Source organism: Pseudoalteromonas sp. SG43-3, assembly GCF_014164385.1.
GTDB classification, from domain to species: domain Bacteria; phylum Pseudomonadota; class Gammaproteobacteria; order Enterobacterales; family Alteromonadaceae; genus Pseudoalteromonas; species Pseudoalteromonas distincta.
In genome coordinates, this window is record NZ_JACJFC010000009.1 from 1 (window position 1) to 19,332 (window position 19,332).

General features: G+C 38.3%; 17 protein-coding genes. 11 read left to right on the top strand and 6 right to left on the bottom strand.

Translation table 11 applies throughout. The features are described 5' to 3' along the window. Positions 1-221 precede the first annotated feature (221 nt). Positions 222-1,646, bottom strand: a complete 1,425-nt coding sequence (locus H5157_RS09910; RefSeq protein ID WP_182724612.1) for a sodium-dependent transporter — start codon at positions 1,644-1,646, stop codon at positions 222-224. Positions 1,647-1,835: 189 nt separating this feature from the next. Here H5157_RS09910 and H5157_RS09915 point away from each other — a divergent pair, with 189 nt between their 5' ends. From H5157_RS09915 to H5157_RS09940, 6 genes are all read left to right on the top strand, one after another. Next, a complete protein-coding gene (locus H5157_RS09915) occupies positions 1,836-2,138 on the top strand; it encodes a YciI family protein (RefSeq protein ID WP_024599115.1) in 303 nt (100 codons plus the stop codon). A gap of 160 nt (positions 2,139-2,298) precedes the next feature. Next, positions 2,299-2,556 (top strand): PepSY domain-containing protein, encoded by a 258-nt coding sequence (locus H5157_RS09920; RefSeq protein WP_024594903.1) that lies wholly within the window; start codon positions 2,299-2,301, stop codon positions 2,554-2,556. A gap of 2 nt (positions 2,557-2,558) precedes the next feature. Continuing rightward, entirely contained in the window at positions 2,559-3,233 is a 675-nt protein-coding gene (locus H5157_RS09925) for a response regulator transcription factor (protein WP_007375447.1), read from the top strand. Further along, a complete protein-coding gene (locus H5157_RS09930) occupies positions 3,227-4,564 on the top strand; it encodes an ATP-binding protein (RefSeq protein WP_024606453.1) in 1,338 nt (445 codons plus the stop codon). The genes H5157_RS09925 and H5157_RS09930 overlap by 7 nt, the downstream gene beginning before the upstream one ends. Beyond that, positions 4,551-4,961: a hypothetical protein gene (locus H5157_RS09935; RefSeq protein WP_182724613.1), complete on the top strand. Its 411-nt coding sequence runs from the start codon at positions 4,551-4,553 to the stop codon at positions 4,959-4,961. Before H5157_RS09930 ends, H5157_RS09935 begins: the two co-directional genes overlap by 14 nt. 123 nt (positions 4,962-5,084) lie before the next feature. Then, complete coding sequence (locus tag H5157_RS09940; RefSeq protein WP_024606451.1) at positions 5,085-6,164, top strand: FAD-dependent oxidoreductase; 1,080 nt, start codon at positions 5,085-5,087, stop codon at positions 6,162-6,164. Positions 6,165-6,233: 69 nt separating this feature from the next. Here H5157_RS09940 and H5157_RS09945 read toward each other — a convergent pair whose 3' ends face one another. Then, on the bottom strand, positions 6,234-7,271 hold the full coding sequence (locus H5157_RS09945; protein ID WP_024595420.1) for an AI-2E family transporter: 1,038 nt from the start codon (positions 7,269-7,271) through the stop codon (positions 6,234-6,236). 170 nt (positions 7,272-7,441) lie between these two features. On the opposite strand from H5157_RS09945, the gene H5157_RS09950 reads away from it, so the two are divergent. After that, positions 7,442-8,332 (top strand): TIGR01777 family oxidoreductase, encoded by an 891-nt coding sequence (locus H5157_RS09950; RefSeq protein ID WP_182692544.1) that lies wholly within the window; start codon positions 7,442-7,444, stop codon positions 8,330-8,332. 155 nt (positions 8,333-8,487) lie between these two features. Further along, the gene (locus H5157_RS09955; protein WP_182692543.1) at positions 8,488-9,651 is read left to right on the top strand and encodes a GGDEF domain-containing protein; all 1,164 of its coding nucleotides are present in this window, start codon (positions 8,488-8,490) and stop codon (positions 9,649-9,651) included. Positions 9,652-9,785: 134 nt separating this feature from the next. Here H5157_RS09955 and H5157_RS09960 read toward each other — a convergent pair whose 3' ends face one another. Further along, the gene (locus H5157_RS09960) at positions 9,786-12,338 is read right to left on the bottom strand and encodes an exo 1,3/1,4-beta-D-glucan glucohydrolase (protein WP_182724614.1); all 2,553 of its coding nucleotides are present in this window, start codon (positions 12,336-12,338) and stop codon (positions 9,786-9,788) included. Then, entirely contained in the window at positions 12,338-13,612 is a 1,275-nt protein-coding gene (locus H5157_RS09965) for a sugar MFS transporter (RefSeq protein ID WP_182696455.1), read from the bottom strand. The genes H5157_RS09960 and H5157_RS09965 overlap by 1 nt, the downstream gene beginning before the upstream one ends. Before the next feature lie 258 nt (positions 13,613-13,870). On the opposite strand from H5157_RS09965, the gene H5157_RS09970 reads away from it, so the two are divergent. The 3 genes from H5157_RS09970 (at position 13,871) to H5157_RS09980 (ending at position 17,635) form a co-directional block, all read left to right on the top strand. Next, positions 13,871-15,199 carry a GH1 family beta-glucosidase gene (locus H5157_RS09970; protein ID WP_182696454.1) on the top strand — a complete coding sequence of 443 codons (1,329 nt, stop codon included), beginning with the start codon at positions 13,871-13,873 and terminating at the stop codon, positions 15,197-15,199. Positions 15,200-15,245: 46 nt separating this feature from the next. Further along, positions 15,246-16,568: a glycoside-pentoside-hexuronide (GPH):cation symporter gene (locus tag H5157_RS09975; protein WP_182711620.1), complete on the top strand. Its 1,323-nt coding sequence runs from the start codon at positions 15,246-15,248 to the stop codon at positions 16,566-16,568. Positions 16,569-16,630: 62 nt separating this feature from the next. After that, a complete protein-coding gene (locus tag H5157_RS09980) occupies positions 16,631-17,635 on the top strand; it encodes a LacI family DNA-binding transcriptional regulator (protein WP_182724615.1) in 1,005 nt (334 codons plus the stop codon). Between the two features lie 72 nt (positions 17,636-17,707). On the opposite strand, the gene H5157_RS09985 is transcribed toward H5157_RS09980, so the two are convergent. Next, positions 17,708-18,376, bottom strand: a complete 669-nt coding sequence (locus tag H5157_RS09985) for a DUF2987 domain-containing protein (RefSeq protein ID WP_259395138.1) — start codon at positions 18,374-18,376, stop codon at positions 17,708-17,710. Next, entirely contained in the window at positions 18,369-19,175 is an 807-nt protein-coding gene (locus H5157_RS09990) for a glucosaminidase domain-containing protein (RefSeq protein WP_182724616.1), read from the bottom strand. Before H5157_RS09990 ends, H5157_RS09985 begins: the two co-directional genes overlap by 8 nt. Positions 19,176-19,332 lie beyond the last annotated feature (157 nt).

Here is a 19,332-nt window from a genome sequence, read left to right on the forward strand (position 1 = left end):
GAAAATTACGCTAGAACTAGGCAAAAATTTTTGTATCTAGTTGTTCTAAATAAAAAATTTTTAACGACGTTATAGTGCAATTTAATTCGTTAAATTGATCAAAGATTTATGCAGGTTGGTATAATAGTTAGACCAGATACCTGTAAAAAACGCCTATAAAAAATGCCGCTAAGCTTAACTGAGCGGCATTATATTATTCAATAAGCTTTTAAAGAGGCCTATTAAAAACCAAATATTTTTAAATCAAAAAACTTAGTCGCCACTGTATTTATAAATATTACAGCTAGAATGACAGGAATAAACGTTGAAAGTGAAAAGTTAACGTACTTTTCCATCAAGCTTCCCGCATAATTAGGCGAACCTAAGCTTAGCTCTTGTGTTAAGCGTGCTTTTTTCCAGCGGTACATTACAAACAAACACACCATTAAGCCATTAAGCGGTAAAATTGTGTCGTAAAATACATCAACAATAATATCAAAAAAGCTCTTACTAACGCCGCCATAACTGGTGAAAGATGTAAGGCTGTCAATCATACCAAACGACATTGTACATAAAATAGTAAGTACACCGGTTGAAAGTGTAAGGATGCCCAGTGCTTTTTTACGGCTAATACCTTTACGGTCGCTTAGTGTTGCTGTCGGTACCTCCACTATTGAAACAAGTGAAGTAATCGCTGCAAAAAATACCAATAAAAAGAATGAGAACGCAACAATAGACGCACCTACATAGCCAATATCATTTTGCAGTGCTAATAATATTTTAGGTAGGTATACAAAAATCATTGATACGGACGAGTCAGAAAGTGCTGATGGGTCTGTATTTGGGTCAAAGCTAAATATCGCTGGCAACACCATTAGCCCCGCTACAAACGCAACGAGTGAGTCAGTAATAGCAACCATTTTAGCGCTACTGACAATGTCATCCTTTTTAGAAATATACGATGCGTAAGTCATTAAGATACCCATGCCCAAAGATAGCGAAAAAAACGCTTGGCTTAATGCGCCATTTAAGACACTTGCATTCATTTTAGAAAAATCAGGAATAATATAGTATTTAACACCGGCCATTGCGTTATCAAGCGTTAATACATAAGTAACTAGAGCTAGTAGCATAACTAATAAAGCGGGCATTAAAAATTTGGCGGCTTTTTCTATGCCTTGTTTAACACCACCTAACAAAATTAAGTTAACGATAATAACCACAACAGCCATATAACCAAACACAGTGTAACTATTAATAAAAACACCAAAGTGGCCAGGATCTGCAAGTAAATCTAAATTACCGAGGCCTGTTTGCGTTAAATAACCAAAGATCCAAACCGTAATCACCATATAAAATACAGCAATCATAAATGGTGTAAGCACCGCAAAAAAACCAGCTAACTTCCATTTTTTATCGTTATTAGATAATAGTTTGTACGAACCAAGTGGATCTTTTTGAGCGTTACGACCCATTGCCATTTCAGCCATCATGACTGGTAAACAAATGAATATGACAAATAAAGCGTAAATTAATAAGAATGCGCCACCACCATTTTTAGTAGCAGAAACCGGAAAACCAACTAAATTACCAATACCAACAGCTGAACCGGCCGCTGCCATTATGAATCCAAGGCGGGAACTAAATCGTTCTCTATTTTCGCTCATGCATAAAACCTTTTTATTATTTTGTATATTTCAGCGACTCTACCAGTGTTACACAGAGATTTTCAAGCAATTACAGCTTAAAAATAAAATCGAAGTGTAAACCTGTGTAAATACGCTTTTAATTCACCAATTTTCAACGCTGTGGTAGTATTGCGTTAATCAAATTTAACAATTTTTATGAGATTCCTTATGTTGTACATGATTCACTCAACAGACGTTGAAAACAGCTTAGAGCTTAGAAAAGCAGCACGCCCGGCACATTTAGCACGCCTTAGTGAGCTTGATTCACAAAACCGTCTACTTACCGCCGGTCCATTACCGGCAGTCGATAGTGAAGATCCTCAAGAAGCAGGTTTTACCGGTTCATTAGTGGTTGCTGAATTTGAATCAATTGAAGCAGCTCGAGAGTGGGCAGCAGCAGACCCTTACGTTGCCGCTGGCATCTATGAAAATACAATTGTTAAACCTTTTAAAAAGGTATTTCCTGCTTAAAAAGTATTAAACCCTAGAGCGTGCGTTGCACTGTAATTCAGGGTTTGTTCACAGGTTTTTAATTAAAATTATCAGGATAAAAACGAATTTACCGTTTTTACTTGAATTTTAGTAACTTAGTTAATTAAACTAAGTGAGTCTGGTCTAGGAGTTTTCCATTATGCGCGTATTATTAAGCCTCGGTTTTATTGCTTGTGTTAGCTTAGCTAACTTTAGTCAAGCAGCAACCGCCACCCAAGCATCTCATGCTGAGGTGGACAAAAAGAAAGCCGTAATACTCGCAAAGAAAACAATTGGCGGTAAGACCTTAAAAATTACCGAAAAAACAGATTTTTATACCGTACGAATACTCAAATCTGACGGCCACGTCGTTGATTTACATATTAATAAAAAAACCGGCGAAGTGAAAAAGGATTAAAAATGCGAATTTTAGTTATAGAAGACGATTTACATTTAGCAGATAACCTACGTAATGCCTTAGAAAAAGAACGTTACAGCGTGGATTTATGCCACGATGGTGAAGCAGGTCTTTTCCACATTACAGAATACCCGCTTGATATGGCCGTAGTTGATTTAGGTTTACCTAAAATAGACGGTATTGAGCTAATTAATAAAGCACGAGCACAAGGCATTACAATCCCTATTTTAATCTTAACCGCGCGCGATCGCTGGCAAGATAAAGTAGAAGGTTTAGATGCAGGTGCCGATGACTACCTTACTAAGCCATTTCATGTTGAAGAGCTTATTGCCCGTTGTAATGCATTAATTCGTCGCAGTGCTGGTAAAGCAAATCCAGAAATGACTGCAGGTCCAATTAAAATCCATACACGTTCACAACAAGTATGGGTTGATGACAAAGAACTTAGCCTGACAGCTTACGAATATAAAGTACTTGAATACTTAATGGTAAATCCGCAAAAAGTAATTTCTAAATCAGAACTGACTGAGCACATTTACGACCAAGATTTCGACCTTGATTCAAACGTAATTGAAGTATTTGTACTACGTTTGCGTAAAAAGCTTGACCCTGAAGGCGTACTAAACCCAGTAGAAACACTACGTGGGCGTGGTTACAGGCTTAAAAGCCAGTGGTAATACCGCAAATATCGTTAAAAATAAGGCAAGGATTTATCCTTGTCTTTGTTTTGTTAGTCGCACTTCCTATCTTATTTTATTCAATTGGTAAGGCGTATTACGCTTCACTTGTTGATGCGACTGAAAAAACTCTCGAAGCACAGCTTTACTCGCTAATATCTGAAGTCGACTTTACTGAGCATGGTATTATTATGCCCAGCACTATTTTAGCGCCTGAGTTAAACAGATTAAATTCAGATACCTACGCAATGATTTACCGAGATGATGATCCTGTTTGGAACTCAGAATCGGCTGTAAATTTAAACTATGTACCTCAACAAATAGAAACCAAAGCCGGTGCTGCCGATTTCAGGCGCGTGGAGTATAATAACACCGCGTACTGGCAACTTAGCCTGACTGTAATTTTAAATAACATAGATCAATCAGAACAAGCTCGCTTTATATTAGTTAAACGTAATGACGCTCTACTTCGTTTAATGGATGGCTTTAAGCAAACCCTTGTAGATTGGATGTTTATAATGGGCATTGCAATTGCAGGCCTGATGGCGATTGGTTTTATTTGGAGCGCTCGCCCACTCCAAAGACTCGATAAAGAAATAAAAGCAATTGAATCGGGTGATATTCAAGAAATTAAAGGCCTCTACCCTGTAGAACTGCAAACAATAAAAGCAGATCTAAACTTGCTACTTGAGTCGCAACAACGCCAAAAAGAACGCTATAGAGCCTCATTGAGCGATCTTGCTCATGCACTCAAAACGCCGCTTGCTGTATTAAAATCAAGTCCATTGGCAAACGATGCCGATGCACAAGAACAACTCGACCGCATTAATGTGATGATCGAGCACCAATTAAAACGTGCTGCAACGGGCGCATCAGACACGTGGAAAAAACAAACCCCTATTAAGCCAGTACTCGATTCAATACTCAGTGCTATGGCAAAAGTATATCGTGATAAAGATATTATTTTTAGCTGCACTGTAACCGAAAAAGATTATTTTTTAGGCGATCAAACAGATTTAATGGAATTACTCGGTAACTTGATTGATAACGCCTGTAAAGCGTGTCGCTCACAAGTAGCAATACAAGTTATTCAAAGCAAAACTTTATGTATTGGAATTAGCGATGATGGTCCTGGCGTGCCAGAGGACAAACGTGAATCTCTACTTACACGGGGTACTCGTCTGGATACATACGAAAGCGGACACGGCGTAGGGATGGCAATTGTATCTGACTTGGTTAAGTCCTATCGCGGTACACTTACCATTACAGAAGCTGATAACTTAGGCGGCGCTCAATTTATTTTAGAGTTTAATTACAATGACAAAAAGTAACTATTTATTAAAACTAACTGCCATTGTGTTATTAGCTTCAAGCCAATACAGCTTTGCAGATGAAGCATGTACTTTAGCCGCTAAAGCAACAACCGATGAAGCTAAGCGATATATTCAATGCCTAGATAGCCAAATTGATAAAGCAAAACAAGCACAAGGCAGTTGGATACAAAAGCGTAAATATGAGCTAACTAAGTCACAAGAAAGCACAGGCAATAAGCAAGTGCTGCCGTTATTTATGCGCAGCATTAAAAATAATGAAAAGTACCTTGAGAGCGCCTGCCAATGGCGTTACTTAATAAAACTTCCTAATGCGACAACCGCAGCCATTAGCTATAAACTGTGTGAAATTGAGCTTATAAATCAATTTACAGAATCACTAAAACACCCATTTTGACGTAACTTAAGCACACTAAACTAGTTACGTTTCTTTACTCACTCCCTATAGCTTACTTGACAATTTATTCATACCAAAACAAACTACCTACTAGTAGATTGCTAAAAACTAATGGATAAACAGATGACCAAACCAGTAATTATTATAGGTGGCGGACTTGCTGGTTTATACAGTGCGTATAAATTACAACTACTTAATATTGAGTACTTATTATTAGAAGCTAAATCGCAATTAGGTGGCCGAATTTTTGCCGCGCAATCACCAATAAATAACGATGTTAGTTTTGATTTGGGTCCTACGTGGATATTTCCCCACCAACCAAAAATTCAAGCGCTAATAAAGTCACTCAACTTAAGTATATTTGAGCAATACCATAAAGGTGATGTGTTATATCAAGCACCTAACTTCAAACAACCTCAACAAATTGCAGGTGCTGGAGATATGCAACTATTTAGACTCAAACACAGCATGAATACCTTAATAACTGCCTTATATGAGCAGCTTAATCCTGATTCAATATTATTAGAACATAATGTCACTGAGCTTAAAAAAGGTGATAATAACTGGCTAATTACGGTTAATCACTTAGGCAATATAAAGCACTTTACTACTGGCAAATTAATTTCAGCAATTCCTCCTCGTATGGTTACAACGCATTTAACACCTGAACTATGGGCGACTCCAACACTCATAAACCGCCTTAGCAGCGTACCTACATGGATGGCAGGACAAGCCAAGTTTATAGCTACTTTTGAACATGCATTTTGGCGTGATAAAAACTTATCTGGGCAAAGCTTTAGCCGCGTAGGCCCTATGGTAGAAATTCACGATGCCAGTGCTGAGGATAGTAATTACGCCGCATTATTTGGCTTTATAGGTGTGCCCTACTTATCACGAAACCAAGTAACTCAAGAGCAATTAATTCAAGCCTGTGCCCAACAGCTCAGCTACTTTTATGGTAAGGATGCTGAAAAGGCAACCGGGTACTTTATTAAAGACTGGGCAGAGGATAAATTTGTAGCTAATAAAGACGATCAAACTCAGCCTTCACAGCACCCAGAATTTGATTTTTCAAACTTGGAAGAGCAATTAAGTAACCTCAATATTCATTTTGTAGCGAGTGAGTTTGCAAAACAAGAAGCAGGATATTTAGAAGGCGCAATATACGCAGTGGATGACGCTATTAAATCGTTTATTAATTAATAGCCCTGTATTTATTGATAACTTAACCATCAAGGGTTTTAATTTTACAGCCCTTGATGGTTATAAATGTTAGTTATTTTTAGTAACGTCTTCACCACTGCCCAATAAAGTGGCAACCCACTTGCCTTCTGCACTGGCTTCTAGGGCTATTTTTACAATCATTGTTAATGGTACAGATAAAAGCATACCCACAGTACCTAATAACCAGCCCCAAAATATTAATGATAAAAACACCACTAACGTTGAAAGACCCAGCCCTTTACCCAAAAATTTAGGCTCTACAATATTACCCATTACCGTATTTATTGTTAAATATCCTGCAGCAACAAGTCCTGCCACTAATGGGCCTTGAGTAATAAGGGCAAGTAATACAGCTGGTACAGCCGCAATAATTGAACCTATATTTGGAATGTAATTGAACATAAATGCCAACACGCCCCAAAGCACAAAGTAGTCAACGTCTAAAATCCATAAGTAAAACGCAGCAATAATACCCGTCCCTAAACTTACTAGCGTTTTAATTGCCAAGTATGAATTAATAGATTCTAAAAAGCGGTCAATTTGCTTCATTTTACTATCAGGGTCTTCAAGTGCCATATGTATTTTCTTGCTCAGCATTGGCCCTTCAAACAGCATAAAAACAACCGTTAAAATAATTAAAAACATGTTTGCCATTACGCCACCTAACCCAGTGAGCATATTAGTGGCCACATCAACCATTTTGCCAGGGTCGAACATATTAATTAACTGATCTTTATTGATCAGTATGTTGTATTGAGATGCTAAATCGACCAGCCACACAAACTCTTCTTTAAGTTGTGTTTTATACTCAGGAAGCTGCTGAGAAAAGTCGTTGATAGATTGCCCTACAAGCCCGCCAAGGCTTACCCCTAAGCCAACTATAATCAGCACGACCAACATAACAGCAATGCCTTTAGGAATTTTGTAGCGCGCAAAAAACTTGATAAGCGGGTTACAAATAATGGCAATAAATGCCGCCAAAATAAACGGAATAATAATTACACTCGCGGCTTTTATTCCAGCGAGGACCACTACTAAGGAAGCAAAAACTATTAAGCTTTTATTTACTCCAGTTAAACTTGCCAATTTATTAATCCTTTTATTAACTATATCGTCCCAGTGTAAGGCAAAAGGTAATTAAATGAAATAATTACGAAGTGATCATAAAAGCCTGTTTTACGTATAAATTTGCAAAGCTGTTTGCTAGCGAGTATGTTTTTTAATCACTTGCTTCTATTTTATTGTAAGGATGAATAATGCATATATTTATAACTGGCGCGACCGGATTAATTGGTAAGCACTTATGCCCTTTTTTACTTCATCATAATACTGTTACTGTACTTAGCCGCAATCCAACTAAAGCAAACGTATTATTAGGCCACAAAGTTAAAGCCGTAAGTGACATTAGTGATGTTGACTTTAACACTGTTGATATCGTTATTAATCTCGCTGGCGAGCCGATTGTAAATAAACGCTGGAGCGACAAACAAAAGCAAATAATACGAAACAGTCGTATTGATATTACACAGCAAATTAGTCAAGCGATTAAAGCCTGTAGTATACCCCCGCATACTTTTATATCTGGCAGTGCAATTGGTTTTTATGGTCGACAAAATAGTAATCCTATTGATGAAACTTTTGAACGCCCACACGATGAATTTAGCCACCAGCTTTGTAAAGACTGGGAAAATGCAGCACTACTCGCCCAATCAGAACAAACCAGAGTATGCCTTTTGCGAACGGGTATTGTTTTAGCTAAAAAAGGAGGTGCACTTGGAAAAATGTTACCTGCTTTTAAATTATGCCTGGGTGGCCCGATTGGTAATGGCGAGCAAGGCATGTCGTGGATACACATCGACGATATGATTCAGCTAATACTCTTTATTATTAAACACCCAGAAATATCAGGCCCTGTTAACGCAACAGCACCCAACCCTGTAAGCAATGCTCAATTTAGTAAAAGCTTAGGCGAGGCGCTCTCTCGACCTGCATTTATCACTATGCCAACCCCAGTACTTAAACTATTAATGGGTGAAATGTCAGACTTACTAACAACGGGGCAATTTGTAATCCCTAAAAAGGCACTCGTTAACAATTATCGTTTTCATCATCCTGATATAAAATCGGCTTTAGAGAGCTTGGTTTAGCGGGCGTTAATATTCGTTCAGTTAAAATCCCTTTCAAATTAGATATATGGGTAAATTACTACTTTTTACCCATATTGACCTTTAAACATTAATACATAATAATCAGCAAGTTTTCCACACCAACCACGCCTATCTTTAATAAAAGAGAATCTTAAATGCTACACCTGCCTACTGTGATCAGTCTCTCTTTTATTCTTAACGTATTAATAGGCTTGTTTTTTTTATCCGTACATAACTTTAAAAAACAAACATCATTTTTATTATTTGGCCTAGCATGCATTACCTTTGCATTTGCCGAGTTACTTGCCTGTTTAAAGTTAGTAATAGACGCGCCTTTTATTACACACTATTTGGCTGATATTTTTATATTACTAAGTCCATTATTAATTATTATTGGGTTAAATAAATATAAGCACAGTAAGGCACTAAACTTAAAACCTCTTTATTGTCTCCTTGGATTAACGGGGGTTGCTTTATTACCCATATATTCAGACCCTGCAGGGCAAATGCTGACAAGCTTAATTATTTCGGTTTTATACCTATATTCCGCATATATTATTAAGCAGATGAACTTTGTAGCCACTTTGCAAAAAAAAGCGCTGATAGTTTGTTTTTCAATTCACAGCATTTTAATGCTCATACAAACAACACTATTGGCAATATCTATTTTTAGTATTAATTCGCCAAACTACATAGAGCCACTGCAACTTATCTTAAGTAGTCATTTAATTTTGGCCACTTGTAGCGCACTAATATTGCCATACCTGCTGGCCTCTAATACAGAGCATACACTTTCAAGCCTTGCTAACACCGATACTTTAAGCCAATTACTTAATCGCCGTGGCTTTTTTACAAAAAGTAAAGAAGCACTAAGTGATCCTAAAAATATAGACAAAAATGTGTCTGTTATTTTGCTCGATATTGATTTTTTTAAACGTGTAAACGATCAGTTTGGTCACGAAGCGGGCGACCACGCAATTAAGTGGATATCTCACTTTATTAAAGAGCAATTTTTAAATGTAGGTATTAGTGCCAGAATTGGCGGAGAAGAATTTGCCATTTTACTACCTGATTACACCCTTGGTGCAGCAAAAAGTGATGCTGAGCTATTAAGAAAGAATATAAGCACTCAAGCTTTTTATCATGAAAATCAGCATATAAAACTTTCCGTAAGCGCTGGGGTAAGTAATGCAATTAATGGGAATGCAACTATAAAAGAACTGCTCGCTTATGCCGATAAACGCCTTTACTTAGCTAAAGAAACTGGCCGAGACAAAGTAGTAACCTTTGATGAAAAAAACTTACTCACGAAAAGTTAATTGCTTTTAAGTGACTTATAAGCGCATTAAAAACAACTATATTTAAACTACCATATTTTATCTAGCTAACATCTATCCATAAAAAAAGCCCTTCATTAGAAGGGCTTTGGTATACACACAATAGAGTTAATAAACTACTTACAAGACAGCGTAGCCTCGTCCGCTTTATTTGGTACAAACTGAATATTAGCTACAGAAATTGATGCTTTACGATTGCTGTGTAAGCTAAATGGGCTTGTTAGGCTTGCAAAATTAACACCCTTATCAGCAAAACAACCTAAATCGATTGATACTGACTGCCATTTATTTTCAATAGTTTTATCCACTACGTTTGCTAAATCAATGCTTGCACCACACTCACCAGAACAAGTCATAGCAAGGGCTACATCGCTCGTTAGTGCTTCGTTTAATTTAATATCAAAGCTAATCACACTGTTTGCTTCAACGTAGGCAATGGTATCTTCTGCAAAGCTTGTTACTATTTCAGCACTGGCTTTTTCTGCACCGCTGAAGTTAAATTGGCGCGCGTCTTCTTGTACTGTTTTGTCCTCAGTACGGTATTTAATTGCACCAAATTCATGCGTACTACTCGATACATCTAAAAGCTCATCGCCCGATTTTAACAATAAGCGCCATGGCGCTACAGGTGCACCAACAAGTATATCCATACTCGTAAGCCCTGAGTTATCAAGTTTAGAGTCTTCATCAAGGTCGTCAGCTAGCACATTTTTATCGCCATACGTTAAACCAAAACCATAAGGAAGTAATGGATCGTAATTTTCATCGCCTTTATTAACCGCAGTTTGTACCGCCGATTTAGGCCAAGAAAACGATAGCTTACCTTTAAAGTTATTTTGGATGGTGCCGTCTGCCGCTTTTAATAAAACATCAGCAATACCCGCACCTTCTGTACCAGGTAACCATGCAGCTACAAACGCATCAGATGCGTTAAGTTCGCTGTTCACCCACATAGGTCGACCTGAAATAAACACAGATACAACAGGGATACCTTGCTCTTTTAACGAGCTTAAAAGTGCTAATGACTTTTTATTTCCGCGCTCAAACTCAAGGTTATCTTTATCGCCGTGCCCTTCCGCGTAAGGTTCTTCACCAAATACAACAATGGCAACATCAGGACGTTGTTCAAACGTACCATCAGCACTTAAAGTAACACTTCCACCTGCTGCAGATATTTGCTCTTCAAGCCCTTTGTAAATTGACGTTGCTCCTGGGAAATCTGCATTTTTATTATTAGTCCCCTGCCACGTAATACTCCAACCACCAGACTGTTTGCCTATGTTATCGGCACCATCACCTGCAACAAGTACGCGTTGATTAGCTGCAATAGGTAATAGGTTATTTTTATTTTTAAGCAATACAAGCGACTCGCGCACAGCTTGACGTGCTACTTCGCGATGCGCTTGAGCGCCAATAAGCTCTGTTTTACCCGAGTACAGACGCTTAGCTGGACTTGGTTTATCAAATAACCCAGCGCGTAACTTAACGCGTAAAATACGTGCAACCGCATCATCAATGCGGCTCATACTTATTTTACCTGCATTTACTTGTGCAATTGTATTTTCATATAGCGGCTTCCACGCACCTGTTGGTACCATAAAAATATCAAGGCCAGCATTTACCGCTTCTGGGCAGCTTTCGTTAGTACAGCCTTTAATTTGCCCATGGCCGTTCCAATCACCCACTACAAAACCATCAAAACCCATACGTGTTTTTAATACATCTGTAAGTAAGTATTTATTGCCGTGATTTTTAACGCCATTCCAGCTATTAAAAGATGCCATAACAGATTGACTACCCGCCGACAAACCACCTACGTAACCTTGGGCATGAATATCAAATAGCGATTGCTCGCTGTCTATATTATTTCCCTGATCATCTCCATCAACGGTGCCGCCATCGCCAATAAAGTGCTTAACCGTGCTAATAACGCGCTTATCACTTAAAAAGTCGCCATCGGCTTTACCTTGCAATCCATTTACAATCGCTGCTGAGTAATCGTGAACAATTTTTGGATCTTCAGAATAGCCTTCGTACGTTCTGCCCCAACGGTCGTCTCGTACTACTGCTACAGTGGGTGCAAATACCCAATCTATCCCCGTAGCCATTACTTCTACTGCGGTAATAGACGCTATTTGCTCTATTAAATCTGGGTTATTAGCCGCGCCTAAACCAATGTTATGTGGAAAAAGTGTCGCGCCAATTACGTTATTATGACCATGTACTGCATCGGTGCCCCACATAGTCGGAATTTTGCTGCCGTCCACTGAGTCATCAATAGATGCTTGATACATTTTTTCTGCAAGTGCAACCCAATCCTCTGGCGTTGCATGCTTATCGCCATTAGGAAAAGCACCACCGCCATTGAGGTAAGAGCCAAAACCATATTTACGCATGTCTTCAACGGTAATATCACGAATTTCTGGTTGAATCATTTGCGCTACTTTTTGCTCAAGCGTCATATTTTCTAAAAACGTGACAATTTGAGCTTCAATAGCAGGGTCTTTTTTCACTGCAATTGAAAGCTTTGGCCAAATTTTCTCAAGCTTTGATTGCGCTTCAACATTTACTTTTTCAACATTGCTTTCGTTAGTACATCCGCTTAGTGCAGTAACACTTCCTACTAACGTTGCAATTGCTAATGCATTAAGTTTAAAAGTCGTTTTCATTATGATGGCTCCTTCACTAATACTGGTTTGCTGCCTCGTAGGCCGTAAAAAACAATAAATATGTAACATAAAATAGGTAAAACATACGAAAGTTGAACACCCACACTATCAGCAAGCGCACCTTGTAAAAGTGGCACTATTGCACCACCTACAATCGCCAAACACAAAATACCAGAGCCTTGAGCGGTATGCTTACCAAGTCCATTTAACGCTAAACTAAAAATAGTTGGGAACATAATCGAATTGAATAAACCAACCAATAGTATTGACCACATTGCTAATTGACCCGACGTGCTCATGGCAATAATGACTAAAATAATAGCCATGGTTGCGTTAAAGCCAAGTACTTTACCTGCGGGTAGTTTTTGCATTACAGCAGCACCAATGAAACGCCCAACCATAGCACCACCAAAATAATAAGTGATGTAATGAGCTGCAACATTCTCTTTTAGCCCTGCTATATTTTCTTGTGCTAAAAAGCTTACTAAAAAGCTACCAATTGCCACTTCGGCGCCTACATACATAAATATACCCACAGCACCTAATACAAGATGGCGGTACTGCCAAGCACTGCCTTCAATTGCCTCTGATTTTTCGGCTTCTGCTTTTTGCTCGCTCATAATGTCTGGTAATTTAAGCCAAGCAAAAATACCGGCTAGTAAAATAAGCATTGCAGCTAAAAGGAGGTAAGGAAGTTGAACTGACTCTGCATTTTGAGCCGGTGTTAAAAAGGCTTCTGACGCTGAGTCTAGAATTAACAGAGCACCAAATGATGGCGCAACAGTGGTACCTAATGCATTAAAAGCTTGGGTAAGCGTAAGTCGAGATGACGCAGTTTTTGGTGAGCCCAACAAACTTACGTAAGGATTAGCAGATACTTGCAATAACGTTATGCCGCTGGCAAGTACAAATAAAGCGAATAAAAATACAGAGTAACTATGTAAAGACGCTGCTGGGTAAAATAAGATACACCCTACTGCCGCAATTAAAAGCCCAACCACGATTCCTTTTTTATAACCAAGCTTTTTAACAATGTATCCACTAGGGAGTGACATTAAAAAGTAAGCGCCAAAAAAGCAAAACTGCACAAGCATTGCTTGAACATAAGTTAAATCGAAAACCGCTTTTAAATGCGGAATCAAAATATCATTTAAGCAGGTAATAAAACCCCACATAAAAAATAGTGAAGTTAAAGATGTAAGTGCAAAACCATAGTTTTTATCTTGGTGGTTTTGCGACTGTGTGTGTGATGTCAGTGGTGCTGAACTAGCCATGTGCTCTCCGCAATTTATTATTATAAATTGATCTTCAGTAAGTAATTAATACAAACCCCGCTAAGGCGCAGTATTAAAGAGTTGACCTGAAGATTAATTAACATTAATCTAAAAATGTAAGCGCTTTCACGGCTAATTAAATACGAACATGTTACATATTTCAACAACTTTTATTTTTAATAATGTTTTGTAACCGCTGAAAGTCAGTAAAAATAGGCGCTAAGCGTGCAATTAAGTTCTCAAAAAGGTTTGTAACTAATGACAAAAATATCATTACCATTTAATTCACCTCTATTAACAAAAGACTTTGTTTATGGTGTAGCAACAGCATCATTTCAGATAGAGGGCGGGTATGAGCATCGCTTACCGTGTATTTGGGATACCTTTTGTAGTACTGCAGGTAAAATTGCTGATAATTCACATGGTCATATTGCCTGCGATCATTACAACAATTGGCAACAAGACATAGATTTAATAGAGTCTCTAGGTGTTGATGCTTACAGGCTTTCTATTTCATGGCCTCGCGTTATGACTCAAGACGGAAAGTTAAATCCTGTAGGCGTTAAGTTTTATACTGATATTTTAGATGAGCTAAAACGAAAAAATATAAAAGCCTTTGTTACTTTGTATCACTGGGATTTACCGCAACACCTTGAAGATGAAGGCGGCTGGCTTAACAGAAAAACAGCTTATGCATTTGAGCAGTACGTAGAACTAATTACTAACGCATTTGGAACACGAGTGTATTCTTACGCTACATTAAACGAACCCTTTTGCAGCGCATTTTTGGGTTACGAAATTGGCATACATGCCCCAGGTCTAGTAGGCAAGCAGTATGGTAAAAAAGCAGCTCATCACTTATTACTCGCTCATGGTCTGGCTATGAACGTGCTAAATAAAACATCGCCTGATACTCAAAACGGCATTGTGCTTAACTTTACACCCGCCTACCCGCTTACAGATACTCAACAAGACATAGACAGTGCAAAATACGCTGATGACTATTTAAATCAGTGGTACATGAAACCAATAATGGACGGTAAATACCCTGATATAATTAACCAACTACCTGAGGATCATTTACCAGAAATACATCCAGGTGATATGGAATTAATTTCTCAGCCAATTGATTACTTAGGCATTAACTTTTATACCCGCCAAGTTTATAAGGCGCATCCTACTGACATTTATGAACCCATTGCACCTACAGGTCCGTTGACTGATATGGGATGGGAAGTTTACCCGCAATCGTTCACCGACCTGCTCGTATCGCTTAATAAAACATACACCCTACCGCCTATTTATATAACAGAAAATGGCGCAGCCATGCCCGATACATATAATAATGGTGCAGTTAACGACTTAGACCGTTTAAGTTATTATAATACTCATTTAAACGCGGTTCATAATGCAATTGAACAAGGTGTTGTTATACATGGCTACTTTGCTTGGAGTCTAATGGATAACTTTGAATGGGCTGAAGGCTATTTAAAACGTTTTGGTATTGTGTATGTAGATTATAAAACCCAGCAACGCACTATTAAAAAAAGTGGCTTAGCTTATAAAGAACTCATCTCTAAAAGATAAGAGCATACCCATAACTAAAAACAAGTATAAAGCGGGATAAATAATCATGGTCAGTGTAAAAGAAAAAATAGCGTATGGCTTAGGCGACACCGCCAGTAATATCATTTTTCAAACAGTTATGATGTTTTTAATGCTGTACTACACAGACGTAGTGGGTTTATCACCCGCTGTTGTCGGTACTATGTTTTTAGCAGTACGTATTTTTGATGCCGTAACCGACCCATTAATGGGCAACCTTGCTGACAAAACACATACGCGCTGGGGGCACTTTCGCCCCTACCTACTTTGGCTTTCGCTTCCTTTTGCCATTATTAGTATTTTAGCGTTTACTACGCCTGATTTAGAAGGCACCGATAAAATAATTTATGCCTTTACTACTTACACACTACTTATGGTGGCTTACACCGCTATCAATATTCCTTATTGTGCATTGGGCGGTGTACTTACTGCAGATGTAAAAGAGCGCGTGACTATTCAGTCTTACCGGTTTGTATTTGGTATGTTAGGCGGCGTAATAGTAGCGGGTTGTACTATGCCAATGGTTGAGTACTTTGGCCAAGGCGATGCTGCTAAGGGCTATCAATACACCATGACTGCAATGAGCATTTTAGGCTTTGTACTTTTTTTACTTTGTTTTTTAGGCACAAAAGAGCGTATACAACAGCCAAAAGAGCAAAACATTCCTTTTGCCCAAAGTATTAAAGCATTAATTAAAAACGATCAATGGCGAACACTTTGCTTAGCTGCGTTTTTTTTACTTACCGGTCAAGTATTAAGGCTTACGCTTGCTGTTTACTACGTAAAATACTATTTAGGTCGAGACGATTTAATCACCTTATTTATGACACTAGGCGTTGCAGCAAGCATGCTAGGGTGTGCTTTAGCTCAACCGCTTGCAAAGCGCTTTTGTAAAATAAAAGCCTATATAAGCTTACAAGTTATTGCCGCCGCTATTTGTGGTTTTAGTTACTTTATTAGTAAAGATCAATTAGTACTCGCATTTACTGCCTTTATTTTATGGAAATTCTTTTTAGATATGGCAACCCCTTTGTTGTGGGCAAAAATGGCCGACACCATAGATTACGGGCATGAAAAAACAGGTGTACGCATTACGGGTTTAGTTTATTCAGGCGTCATATTTTTTATTAAAATGGGCGTGGCGGTAGGCGGCGCAATTGCAGGCTGGTTGTTATCTTTTTACAGTTATCAGGCCGATGTAGTACAAACACTTGATACTCAACACGGTATTTTACTTTCATTTACTGTGTTACCTGCTTTTGGATCTTTATTTGTTGCCTACATAATGAAAAAATATACACTGACTAATCAGGTTGTTGAAAATATTCAATCTAAACTAACAGCTAGTTAAGATATATACTCTAAGGTATTATTTAGCCGAAGTAGTTAAGGATAAGCGAGTGAACAAATAACATGGCAACAATTTATCAAGTCTCAGAGCTTGCGGGCGTATCGTTAGCCACCGTTTCTCGCGTGATGAACAAAAATACCCGTGTAAGCGATAAAACCAAACAAAAAGTGCTTGATGCCATGGAGCAGCTTGGCTACAAGCCTAACTCAATAGCGCAATCTTTAGCCTCTAACTGTACTAACAGTGTCGGTATTTTAGTGTCTGAGTTACATGGTCCTTTCTTTGCCCAAATGATGGCAGGTATTGAGTCGGAGCTTCGTGCTGCGGGTAAACACGTTATTATTACCACCGGGCACAGTGAAGAAGACAAAGAACAAGAAGGCATTGAGTTTTTAATTAGCAGACGCTGCGATGCTATTATTTTGCACGTTGAAGCCGTTTCAGACGACTACCTAATAAAACTAAGTAAAGGCTCTACGCCCGTTTATTTAATGAGCCGTTACGTAGAGCAATTAAAAGACAACTGTATCAGCCTAGATAATCAATTAGGTGGCTACCTAGCCACTAAATCGATATTAAATCAAGGCCATACACAAATAGCGTACATTGCAGGTCCGCAGTTTAAAGCCGATGCTTTTAACCGCTTAGAGGGTCATAAACAAGCACTCACAGAGACTGGTATTAAATTTGATCCTGCGCTTTATTACATTGGGGACTTTAACGAAACCGGCGGTAGTAAAGGCTTAAAACATTTTATTGATGAAAAACTTAGCTTTACTGCACTGGTATGCGCCAATGACGAAATGGCCTCCGGTGCCATGAAGTATGCACGAGAGCACGGTTATAACTTACCAATTGATTTATCGATTGTTGGATTTGATAACGTTATTTTTGCAAACTACCTGTACCCTACACTCACGACCATAGATAATCCGGTCGGGAAAATGGGCGAAATGGCAGCTAAATTAGTGCTTAAAGACGTATATCAAAATAAAAACCTCGTTATAAATCGCTTTTTTGAACCTACTTTAATGCAGCGCGATTCATCAGCACCACTTATTAAATAAAAACCAAAGACTAAAAAAGAGTACTGATTTTGGTACAAAAAAAGCGGCTAAATGCCGCTTTTTGTATGTGAGCTACTTAACAATCCAAGGCGTTACTTTAATAACGTTCGATATATCGCCAAGCACTGCGCTATCATCTTCCCAGCTATCTTTAACTGCAAAATAACACACTGACTTTTCACACATTATGCTCTTATCATCAAATTGCATTGGGCTTTTAAATGTAACTGCTACGCCCTTTTGCTCTGGTAATAAAAACCACATTAATTTACTTACAAAAAAGCCCGATAAATCAGTTAACAGCTCATCAAGTTCTTCGTTAATGGTATATAACGACTGCTTTGAAAATGTTAAATCTTCAAGTTCGTTTGCTTCTATTTGAAGTTTTAATTGGCAATCATGATCTGGATTTTGTGGCTGCACCACAATGACGGCTTTATCTGTATCAAGTTGCTTATCGAACGGTAATAATAGCTGTGCTTTATCGGTGAAGTTAAGTGGGTACTCGTTTCTTTCAGTTAAAATAGTGCCGCTTTTAATGGCACACGCTTCATTAGTTGCTATATCACTTATATAAAAATTAACTCGCGCATATTGGAAGTCGCCTTTGTTAACAACTTTTAATCGGTCATAAAAACCGTCATACGACATAACAAATTCTCTTGCATTAACATTAAATGCACTCATGCCCAGCAGCACTAACGCAATGGCGTTGGTGCAATTAAAAATGTATTTATTCATCAAAGTAGGCTCTATTTTGGCTAATCATCGTGTTTAGCTCTTCTATATACGCTTCACCGCGCTCAGAGTAAGACATTAAACCATGTGTAAGTTCAGTCGCTAAAATTGGTTTTTGCTCAAGACGTAAGTTTTCACGTATTGCGCGCAAATCTTTATAAGCAGGATGCGTATTTATGTTTTTAAAATAAGAGTTTATAGCAGCTCTTACCGATTTAAACGCAGCAACTTCGTGTGCAGCTCCAGTATTACGGCGTTTTGGTACCATGCCACAACCTTTCGTGTAACACCACTGACCAAAAAAGTTAAGGCCAATACGTGCAAAACGCGATGTGCCCCACGCCGATTCATTTGCAGCTTGCATAAGCGCTAATTCTTTAGGGATTATATCAACACGGCGTAGTGCTTGCGTAAGTATTAGCGTATCAATGGTGGTTGGTAAACCGTACGACTTTAATATTGCTGCAATATCTTTGCTTTGTTTAGATTGCAGTGGCTCGTTACCCTCAAGCATCATGCGTGCTATTTCAAGCTTAGCGCGTTGCTGTAATATTTTTTTGTTTTCGGCTTCAACGTGCGGACGAATAAAGCTAAAAAATGCATGTTTTTTTTCTTTAACATCACTAAATTCTGAAAACTTTGGCAGTTTTACATTATGTAATGGTTTTTCTTTTTTCTTCACTTTTTTTGGTTGTTCTGACGTTTGTTCATCTAGTTCAACATCATCATTTTGTATAAACGGATATGCAAGCGCCCATACAAAAAACACGGTTAGTAAAAGCTTAAAAATCGTTTTTAACATGTATTCTCTCTTTGAAACAACAACTATGCATGGTTAATACACAAGCATACGAAGGCGCATTATACCTAAGCCACTTTATAAACGCGAATAACTGGGGTTTGATGACCTTTTACGGTTGAATTTTCAGCAGTTTATTTGGGTTTTAGATAAAACAGAG

Excerpts from the sequence above, each read along its gene's own strand:
- H5157_RS09990 (WP_182724616.1), bottom strand. The coding sequence starts at position 19,175 with ATGTTAAAAACGATTTTTAAGCTTTTACTAACCGTGTTTTTTGTATGG.
- H5157_RS09935 (WP_182724613.1), top strand. The coding sequence starts at position 4,551 with ATGACAAAAAGTAACTATTTATTAAAACTAACTGCCATTGTGTTATTA.
- H5157_RS09910 (WP_182724612.1), bottom strand. The coding sequence starts at position 1,646 with ATGAGCGAAAATAGAGAACGATTTAGTTCCCGCCTTGGATTCATAATG.
- H5157_RS09965 (WP_182696455.1), bottom strand. The coding sequence starts at position 13,612 with ATGGCTAGTTCAGCACCACTGACATCACACACACAGTCGCAAAACCAC.
- H5157_RS09915 (WP_024599115.1), top strand. The coding sequence starts at position 1,836 with ATGTTGTACATGATTCACTCAACAGACGTTGAAAACAGCTTAGAGCTT.
- H5157_RS09960 (WP_182724614.1), bottom strand. The coding sequence starts at position 12,338 with ATGAAAACGACTTTTAAACTTAATGCATTAGCAATTGCAACGTTAGTA.
- H5157_RS09970 (WP_182696454.1), top strand. The coding sequence starts at position 13,871 with ATGACAAAAATATCATTACCATTTAATTCACCTCTATTAACAAAAGAC.
- H5157_RS09950 (WP_182692544.1), top strand. The coding sequence starts at position 7,442 with ATGCATATATTTATAACTGGCGCGACCGGATTAATTGGTAAGCACTTA.
- H5157_RS09920 (WP_024594903.1), top strand. The coding sequence starts at position 2,299 with ATGCGCGTATTATTAAGCCTCGGTTTTATTGCTTGTGTTAGCTTAGCT.
- H5157_RS09925 (WP_007375447.1), top strand. The coding sequence starts at position 2,559 with ATGCGAATTTTAGTTATAGAAGACGATTTACATTTAGCAGATAACCTA.
- H5157_RS09955 (WP_182692543.1), top strand. The coding sequence starts at position 8,488 with ATGCTACACCTGCCTACTGTGATCAGTCTCTCTTTTATTCTTAACGTA.
- H5157_RS09940 (WP_024606451.1), top strand. The coding sequence starts at position 5,085 with ATGACCAAACCAGTAATTATTATAGGTGGCGGACTTGCTGGTTTATAC.
- H5157_RS09975 (WP_182711620.1), top strand. The coding sequence starts at position 15,246 with ATGGTCAGTGTAAAAGAAAAAATAGCGTATGGCTTAGGCGACACCGCC.
- H5157_RS09985 (WP_259395138.1), bottom strand. The coding sequence starts at position 18,376 with ATGAATAAATACATTTTTAATTGCACCAACGCCATTGCGTTAGTGCTG.
- H5157_RS09980 (WP_182724615.1), top strand. The coding sequence starts at position 16,631 with ATGGCAACAATTTATCAAGTCTCAGAGCTTGCGGGCGTATCGTTAGCC.